At 69.9% G+C, this 7504-nt stretch carries 9 protein-coding genes; 3 read left to right on the top strand and 6 right to left on the bottom strand.

Annotation, left to right across the window (positions count from 1 at the left end):
* The 3 genes from VGN18_RS02585 to VGN18_RS02575 form a co-directional block, all read right to left on the bottom strand.
* On the bottom strand, positions 1 to 448 hold a 448-nt coding region (locus VGN18_RS02585; RefSeq protein WP_327538067.1), incomplete at its 3' end, for a hypothetical protein.
* 232 nt (positions 449 to 680) lie between these two features.
* Positions 681 to 965, bottom strand: a complete 285-nt coding sequence (locus VGN18_RS02580; RefSeq protein ID WP_327538066.1) for a hypothetical protein — start codon at positions 963 to 965, stop codon at positions 681 to 683.
* 88 nt (positions 966 to 1053) lie between these two features.
* Positions 1054 to 1491 carry a hypothetical protein gene (locus VGN18_RS02575; protein ID WP_327538065.1) on the bottom strand — a complete coding sequence of 146 codons (438 nt, stop codon included), beginning with the start codon at positions 1489 to 1491 and terminating at the stop codon, positions 1054 to 1056.
* A gap of 111 nt (positions 1492 to 1602) precedes the next feature.
* Between VGN18_RS02575 and VGN18_RS02570 the strand changes: the two genes are divergently transcribed.
* Positions 1603 to 2397 (top strand): Fpg/Nei family DNA glycosylase, encoded by a 795-nt coding sequence (locus VGN18_RS02570; RefSeq protein WP_327538064.1) that lies wholly within the window; start codon positions 1603 to 1605, stop codon positions 2395 to 2397.
* A 126-nt stretch (positions 2398 to 2523) separates the two neighbouring features.
* Positions 2524 to 2667, top strand: coding sequence for a hypothetical protein (locus tag VGN18_RS21055; RefSeq protein WP_349259814.1), 144 nt, complete (start codon positions 2524 to 2526; stop codon positions 2665 to 2667).
* Positions 2668 to 2807: 140 nt separating this feature from the next.
* On the opposite strand, the gene VGN18_RS02565 is transcribed toward VGN18_RS21055, so the two are convergent.
* Positions 2808 to 3254: a DUF2695 domain-containing protein gene (locus VGN18_RS02565; RefSeq protein WP_327538063.1), complete on the bottom strand. Its 447-nt coding sequence runs from the start codon at positions 3252 to 3254 to the stop codon at positions 2808 to 2810.
* A gap of 56 nt (positions 3255 to 3310) precedes the next feature.
* Positions 3311 to 4306 (bottom strand): matrixin family metalloprotease, encoded by a 996-nt coding sequence (locus tag VGN18_RS02560; protein ID WP_327538062.1) that lies wholly within the window; start codon positions 4304 to 4306, stop codon positions 3311 to 3313.
* 134 nt (positions 4307 to 4440) lie between these two features.
* On the opposite strand from VGN18_RS02560, the gene VGN18_RS02555 reads away from it, so the two are divergent.
* Positions 4441 to 5286 carry a DeoR/GlpR family DNA-binding transcription regulator gene (locus VGN18_RS02555; RefSeq protein WP_327538061.1) on the top strand — a complete coding sequence of 282 codons (846 nt, stop codon included), beginning with the start codon at positions 4441 to 4443 and terminating at the stop codon, positions 5284 to 5286.
* Here the strand turns inward: VGN18_RS02555 and VGN18_RS02550 are convergent.
* Positions 5224 to 7323 (bottom strand): alpha-galactosidase, encoded by a 2100-nt coding sequence (locus VGN18_RS02550; RefSeq protein WP_327538068.1) that lies wholly within the window; start codon positions 7321 to 7323, stop codon positions 5224 to 5226. The two genes, VGN18_RS02555 and VGN18_RS02550, sit on opposite strands and share 63 nt — an antisense overlap.
* Positions 7324 to 7504: the final 181 nt, after the last annotated feature.

The raw sequence follows: 7504 nt of genomic DNA, 5'->3' as shown, positions 1-7504 counted from the left end.
ACTGCTTCGACGGGCGGAAGTCAGGGTAACCAGCAGGATGGTCGCGATATGCGCGAGCGGCCTTCAGGATTGCTTGATGTCGATGGTGGGAATCCGGTAAGTAGATTTTCCCTGCATATATAAAGAGTTGCGATCTTCCGTCATCCCAGTAGGCTTCAAAAGTTCCCGGTCGCAGATTCCAAACTAGCGGGCTCAAGAACAATTTCTCATTGTGTAGTATCTTCTCGGTGAGCGCGTCAGCGTTCTTGGCGTCGAAGATGTATCGAGCGGGATCTGGATACCCGTCCGATAAGGCGAGTTCGCGCGGAGTATTCTTCGCGGCAGTTGGCTGAAGGCCCCGCTGAACAGCCTGATCAGTCCACAGGAGCCGGCTTTCAGCCGCGTCAGCAACCTGTTCAAGGGTGAGCGTCACTGTGCCGAACAGGTCAGACTCGTCGGTCCACTGCACGTTCCTCAGCCGCAGTCGGCCCGTGTACGGCTCGCCAGTGGCATCGACCTTTGGCGCTGGGAGGAACCCGGGAACATCAATCTGCATAGCCGGAGCCTAGAGGTTCCGCAGGTGAGGCCGCTCAGGCGACCGAAGGCGCCGCGCTGTCGGTCGGACGCGATGCTGCCGACGATGCCGGAGAGTCAAACGTCTGCTCGAGGTCGCGCAGGCGAGACGGTTGACTATGAGGGGGTCACTCAAGGTTCATTGCCGAAGCGATTTCACGACCGAGTTGAGCGAACGCGCCGGCGCGTCGCTGACCGTCCGTCCGCCTCAGTGGTGATTTGTTGAGCGCGTCCGAATCCTCGAGGAGGAGCTCCGCGTCGATACGCGTGAGCGCGCGTATAGCCGAGTCGCCGATGTTGCCGCCGACAGGCGCCAACCCGTCGGCGTTCTGCTTGCCGAACTCCAGCCCCTGCATTGCGGTGACCAGGTTGGCGACAGTTTCGCCGCGAACCCAGACATTCTCCGGTGTCATTGGCGGAACCTACGTGGGGCCACCGACACAGACGTGCCACCGGCGCGGTCGTAACTTGATCCATTCGTGCAGCAGCCTTTGAACCCGATCATTCACCTCCGTACCACCATTCCTCACTCCCTGCCGCCATTGGCGACATGCTGCGGAAGAGATCGTCGTCGCATGCGAACCAGTCGATGAGGCGAAGCCCCCGGCGATCGGCGAGCTGCCGCATGCGCGTGAAGAAGTGAAAGTAGGTGCCTGGCGGTTTGTCCTTGTCGACTGGCTCGTCGTTGAAGGCGATCGCCGCGGCGGCTCCGCGTCCGAGGTAGCTGATGCACGCGGCCAACGCGTCTTCGATCGGTTCGGTGCGGTCGGTGAATGCCAGGCCTCGGAAGCTGCCGTCGGCGTCCGCGAAAGCGACAAGGAGCTTCCGCGGCCCGAAGGCCCGTTGATCCAAGGCGAGGGACCATGCGTCGAGACGAAGGTTGAAGGTGTCGTCGGCCGCAGGGACGTAAGTGTCGACCACGAGGAAACTGGTGAGCACAAGTCGACGCTAAGCGTCGAGCCCGCGCTGGTCCGGTTATCCACAGATCAGCGTCGAGCCAATTCTCGGATAATCAGCGAGCCTTGGCGGCAGTGACGTAGCGTCCATCCCGTGCCTGAAGGTCATACGCTGCACCGGCTCGCCCGTGACCAGCAGCGACTGTTCGGCGGCACGATCGTCGCGGCCAGCAGCCCTCAAGGACGTTTCGTGGAGGGCGCCGCCCGGCTCGACGGGCAACGTCTCGTACACACCGAGGCGTACGGCAAGCATCTGCTGCACCACTACGGCGACGGCGCGATCCTGCACGTCCACCTCGGCCTCTACGGGAAGTTCAGCACCGGGCGCGGCGAGCCACCCGAGCCCCGGGGCGCGCTGCGGCTGCGGCTGGCCAACGACGAGGCGTGGACGGACCTGCGTGGCGCAACGGCGTGCGAACTCGTTACGCCTGACCAGGTCGAGATCCTGCTGGCGCGACTCGGCCCCGATCCGCTTCGTCCGAAGACCGACCCGGCTCCGGCGCTGGAGCGGATCGCTCGGAGCCGCGCGCCCATCGGTGTGCTGTTGATGGATCAATCTGTGCTCGCGGGGGTCGGCAACGTCTACCGGGCCGAGGTGCTGTTCCGGGCCCGGCTCGATCCGCTGCGGGCGGGCCGCGACGTGCCGTCACGTCTGCTGAACGAGATGTGGGACGACCTGGTGGTCCTCATGCGCGCCGGGGTGAGTGCGGGGCGCATCGTGACCACACGTCCTGAGGATCGAGCGGCCGGCCGGGTCTTGCGCCACCAGGCGCACTATGTCTACCGGCGGACGGGCCTGCCGTGCCGGATCTGTTCGACCCCGATCGCGAGTGCCGAGCTGGCCGCCCGCAATCTGTTCTGGTGCCCGTCCTGTCAGGCCCCTAATTGATCACTGCCGCTCATGCCCGGGCGGACGGCGTAGAGGAGGTCGCTCGACTTGGCGGAACTCGGGCCTGACTGACACGTCCTGCATGCGTTGCCGGTCGGTGACCGGGACAGCGACATCGACCACGTCGTGATCGGTCCGGTCGGGGTGTTCACGATCGACGCGAAGAATCATCCGCAGGCGAATGTGTGGGTCCGGGACGACACGTGCAAGGTGAACGGCACGCCGTCCGCAACAGCCGGCACGAGGCGAAGCGCGCCGCCCGCCTGCTGAGTGCGGCGCCCGTGGCAGCCGAAGCGCGTCCGCCGCGACGACCTGAGCCGCACGCCCTGACCACGCCGACAGTCCCGATCTCCGGCCGCAGGTTCGTGCGGCCGGACGTGGATTCGATCTCTGCGAACGCCGAGTTGGCCCTATGGCCGCACGTACGTGCGGCGAACGCACCAGCGGCGATGGCGAATCCAGTTGGAGCAGGGATGGATCGTTCCGCGGCGGACGCCGGCGCAGGTTGGTAGCACCTCAGGCCAGTCGGATTCGATGATCTCGACCAGGCCGTCGGGCTCGTCCTCACGCTCCGGAGTCCAGAAGCGCCGGTGCGGCTCGTAGGCGTTCATAAGGACCTCGCAGTCGCAGCAGCAGGCCCCCATGCGGCCGAGAAGGTCGAGCAGGGCGGTTGCCCGAGGCGCCACGGCGTCGCGGTAGCGGAGCGAATGGCGGTGGGTGTTGTCGCACGGGTACTCCTCGAGCTGTCGGGCCACGTAGCAGCACAGGCACTCGCCGTCGCGGATGCGGGTGAGGTCGGCGGCGAGCCGGCGGACGAGGCGTTCGGCTTCTTCGATGATCGCTGGGAATGTCGTCATGCCTGCGGTTCTAGACCGATGGGCCGACACTCCGGCGTGGTTGTCCACAGACGGCTTCAGAGCGTGGGCGCGCAGGGGCCGACGGAGAGGGCGTGGAGACCACGCAGGTCGGCGGGGGAGTAGTCGGTGACGTTGAGGTGCGTCTCGGGGTACATGATCGCGCGCGGATCGCCGACGTGGGCGAGGCCGAGGAGGTGGCCGAACTCGTGCCGGACGACGGCGCGCATCTCGGCGCGTTGGCGGGCTCGGCCGCGCGGGTCGGCCAGGTTCGCGCGGAACTGCGGGGCGTCGAAATAGACCAGGCCGCTCACGAGGGTGCGGGGCGAGCCGGCGAAGGTGATTGAGTCAGCGCCGCCGAGGCCGATGACCGGGCCGGTGAGGCGGGGAACGTGGGTCGGGTCGGTCCAGGCGACGAGGACGGGCGCCCAGCGCGTGCCGTAGAGCGCGGGCTGGTACTCGGCGCGGTTCGTGGCCTGCGGGACCTCGGTGGTCGGGCCGTCGTCGACGAACCGGAAGCCGGTGATGCGGGTCAGCTCGGCGAGCACCGAGGCGACGACGCCTTCCTCGCCGGCGGGGGCGGCGCCGTTGGTGACGTAGTGAATGGGGCGGCAGGGATCCCACGCGGCAGGAGCGGACGAGCCGGGCTGGGTGGCCTCGAACGCGTAGCCACCATCACCCGCGGGGGCGGGCAGGGGCGTGCCGAGGGGCTGCGGCTGCTCCTCGGACGAGACCGGCGGCAGGTTGTCCGGACGCGCGAAGCCGGTCGCAGCGGCCGTCCCCGGAGCGGCCTGGAAGTGGTGCACCGCGACGTAACCGACGACCAGCAGGACGAGCAGGAGCAGGACGATGCGGCCGGCGCCGCTGCTCTCCTTGATCGGACGCGTCGGGCCGGTGTTCATCCGCGGATCCTGCTGCCGCAGCCACTCGTCGATCGGGTCGATGCCGGCGGCGCGGAGGCGGGCGTCGGCGCGGTCGAGTTCCGCCAGCCGTTTGCGCATCCGGTGCCCGCGCCGGGCCGGGCCGAACGTCAGCGCATCGAGTCGCCTGCCCACCCCTGAACTCCCTCGCTGCCCGAACGCCACCCGCGACGACCGCCGCAGCGCTACCTGATCGGCGAACCGCAAACGATCTTTAGCGGAAACGGAGATAGCCCGGCGCCCGGCGGGGTGGTAGATAATGTTGAGTTATGAGGTCTTCCCGCTCCAGTGACGCGCCGATGCTGGCCAAACAGCGGCAGGCCCGCATCCTGACCGAGATCCGGCGCCACGGCGGCGCGCGGGTCACCGACCTCACCACGCTGCTCGGCGTCTCGGACATGACGATCCGACGCGACCTCGAGGAACTCACCGCGTCGGGCTCGGTGCACAAGGTGCACGGCGGTGCGGTGCTGAACGCGGCCGCGTCGTCCGAGCCCGGGTTCGAGGCGAAGTCGGGCCTCGAGCAGCCGGCCAAGAGCGCGATCGCCGACGCGGCCGCGCGGCTGATCCGGCCGGGCTCGGCCATCGCGGTGTCGGCCGGCACCACAACGTGGGCGCTGGCGCAACACGTCGCCGGCATCGCCGGGCTGACCATCGTCACCAACTCGACGGCGGTCGCCGAGCAGATCGGCGGGGCCGATCCGCGCTCCGACGCGACGCTGATCCTCACCGGTGGCGTGCGCACGCCGAGCGCCGCCCTCGTCGGCCCGGTGGCCGATCAGGCGCTGGGCATGCTGCACGTCGACCAGCTGTTCCTCGGCGTGCACGGCATGGACGCCGCCGCCGGTTTCACCACGCCGAACCTGGCGGAGGCCCAGACCAACCGGGCCCTGATCGCGATGGCCGATCAGGTGATCGTCTGCGCCGACTCGACCAAGTGGGGCTCGGTCGGGCTGGCGTCGTTCGCCCCGCTGTCCGCCGCCGACGTCCTGATCACCGACCAGGACCTGCCGGCCGACGCCGTCGCCCTGCTGCGCGACACCGTCGGCGCGCTAGAACTCGTCCCCGTCGACCGCGCGGAGGTCGACGACCCAGGAGCTGCTCGGACGTCGTGACGGCGCCGGCAGCCCGACCGCCGCGAGCGCGGCGCCGGACAGCACCAGGCCCTCACCGCGCCACGACCCGGCCTCGAGCGGATCGACCACGGACGCGCGGTAGCGGCGGCCCGGGTCGAGCCCGCGCACCCGGAACGGCAGCGGGTCGCGGACGAACTCGTCGAGCTGGACGTAGGCGGCAACGGCGGCCGACCCATCAACCGCGACCACCGCGTGCTGCAGGATCGCCGCCTCGACGGTGTCCACCCGCGTGACCACGCCGGCGTGCAGCAGCGAGCGCCGCGCGCGGTACGACGCGATCCAGCGCGCGAGCTGCTCGCGCTCCGGGGGCGTCGCCGAGGAGAGATCCCACTCGATGCCGAAGTCGCCGAAGAACGCGGTGGCGGCGCGCAGGTCGAGGTCGAGGGCGCGCCCGGTCTGGTGATTCACCGGCGCGCTCACGTGCGCACCGATGTACTCCGGCGGCAGCAGCTGCGCCGTCCAACGCTGGATCACCTGCCGCGACAGGGCATCGGTCATGTCCGAGGTCCACACTCGCTGCACCCGCTCGAGCACGCCGAGGTCGACCCGTCCGCCGCCCGACGCGCAGCTCTCCCATTCGACCGCGGGATGCGCGGCGCGGAGTCGGTCGAGCAGCTCGTAGAACCCCTCGGTGTGGGCGTGCGCGGCGGCGGCCCCGCCGCGCGCGGCCGAGCTCGCGTCGTAGAGGTCGCGGTTGTGATCCCACTTCACGTAGCGGATGTCGTGCTCGGACAGCACCGCGTCGATGGCGTCGAACAGGTGGTCGCGCACCTCGGCCCGGCTCAGGTCGAGGACGAGCTGGTTGCGTTGCAGCGCCTGGTCGGCCGCGCCGAGCACCCAGTCGGGATGCGCGCGGTACAGGTCGGAATCCGGGTTGATCATCTCGGGCTCGAACCACAATCCGAAGTGCATCCCACGGGCGGTGACGTGCTCGATCAGCGGGTCGAGGCCGTCGGGCCAGACGTCGGGCGAGACGCTCCAGTCGCCGAGCCCGGCGCGGTCGTCGCGACGACCGCCGAACCACCCGTCGTCGAGGACGAACCGCTCGACGCCGACCGCGGCGGCGAGGTCGGCGATCTCGTGCAGGCGGGCGAGGTCGTGGTCGAAGTAGACCGCCTCCCACACGTTGCAGGTGACCGGCCGCGGCAGCGGGGGGTGGGCCGGCAACGCCCGGGCGTAGCCGTGCAGTTGCGCGGCGAGGCCGTCGAGCCCCTCGTCCGATGCGGCGAACACCAGCCATGGGGTCGCGTAGCTCTCGCCCCGGCCGAGCACGATCTCGCCCGGCAGCAGCAGCTCGCCGCCGCCCAGGGTCACCAGGCCACTGGGCTGCCGCTCGGCGAACAGCGCGCTGTTGCCGCTCCAGGCCACGTGCGCGGCCCACACCGAGCCGGCGGCGAAGCCGAAGCCGGTCGTGCCCGCGACCAGCTGCGTCGCGGCGTCGTGCCCCGGGCGCCCGCCGCGGCTCTCCCGCAGCCATACGCCGTCGCCGATCGGACGCCGCTGCGGCTCGCGTTCGCGGCCCCAGCGCCCGGTCAGGTCGAGCACCTCGGCGGCGGTGTCGGACAGCGGCACGACGACGTCGAGACGGTCGAGCGCGAAGGCGGTGTCGGCGTCGTTGGTCAGCGTGTGCCGCAGCCGCAGCGCGCCGCCCGGCGCCGCCTCGATCTCGGTGCGCAGGCGCAGACCGTCGGCCCGCGCCTCCACCGCCAGCGAGTCGCTCCCGGCCGTGATCGCCTCGGTGCGCCAGGCCGACGTCCAGCCCGTCCGGCAGTCGTCGAGCCGATGGCCGCGCAGCGCGGCCCGGCCCGGCCAACCCAGCTCGGGCACCGGCAGCAGCGGGATCGATCGACCGGTCGGGCCGTGCCCGTCGGTCACGCCGTGGGTGCCGATCGCGGCCAGCAGCTCGGTGGGAGCGATCGACGACGCGGCCCCGACATGGACGATGCGCGGCAGCGGATCGGCCGGGACGAGCACGAGGCGGGAGGAGCGGCCGACGGCGACCGGCCGGAGAGGCATCACGGAGCGACACGCTAAAGGCTTACGGCCCCTATTTCAACAACCTCGCACATGGCCGCGCGGCTGGGTCGAGCGTGGTCATCTGTCCCGAATCGGGCGCTACGTCGCCGTGAAGTCGGCGTTTTGCGGGGGCTGTCCCGGGAAACGGCGTACAACGAAATGGCCAAGAAGGGTTGACTTT

The sequence above is a fragment of the Jatrophihabitans sp. genome (genome assembly GCF_036000465.1).
Classification (GTDB): Bacteria; Actinomycetota; Actinomycetes; order Mycobacteriales; family Jatrophihabitantaceae; genus Jatrophihabitans.
Note: the sequence above shows the minus strand (reverse complement) of the source record. Positions and strands in the feature narration are given on the sequence as shown.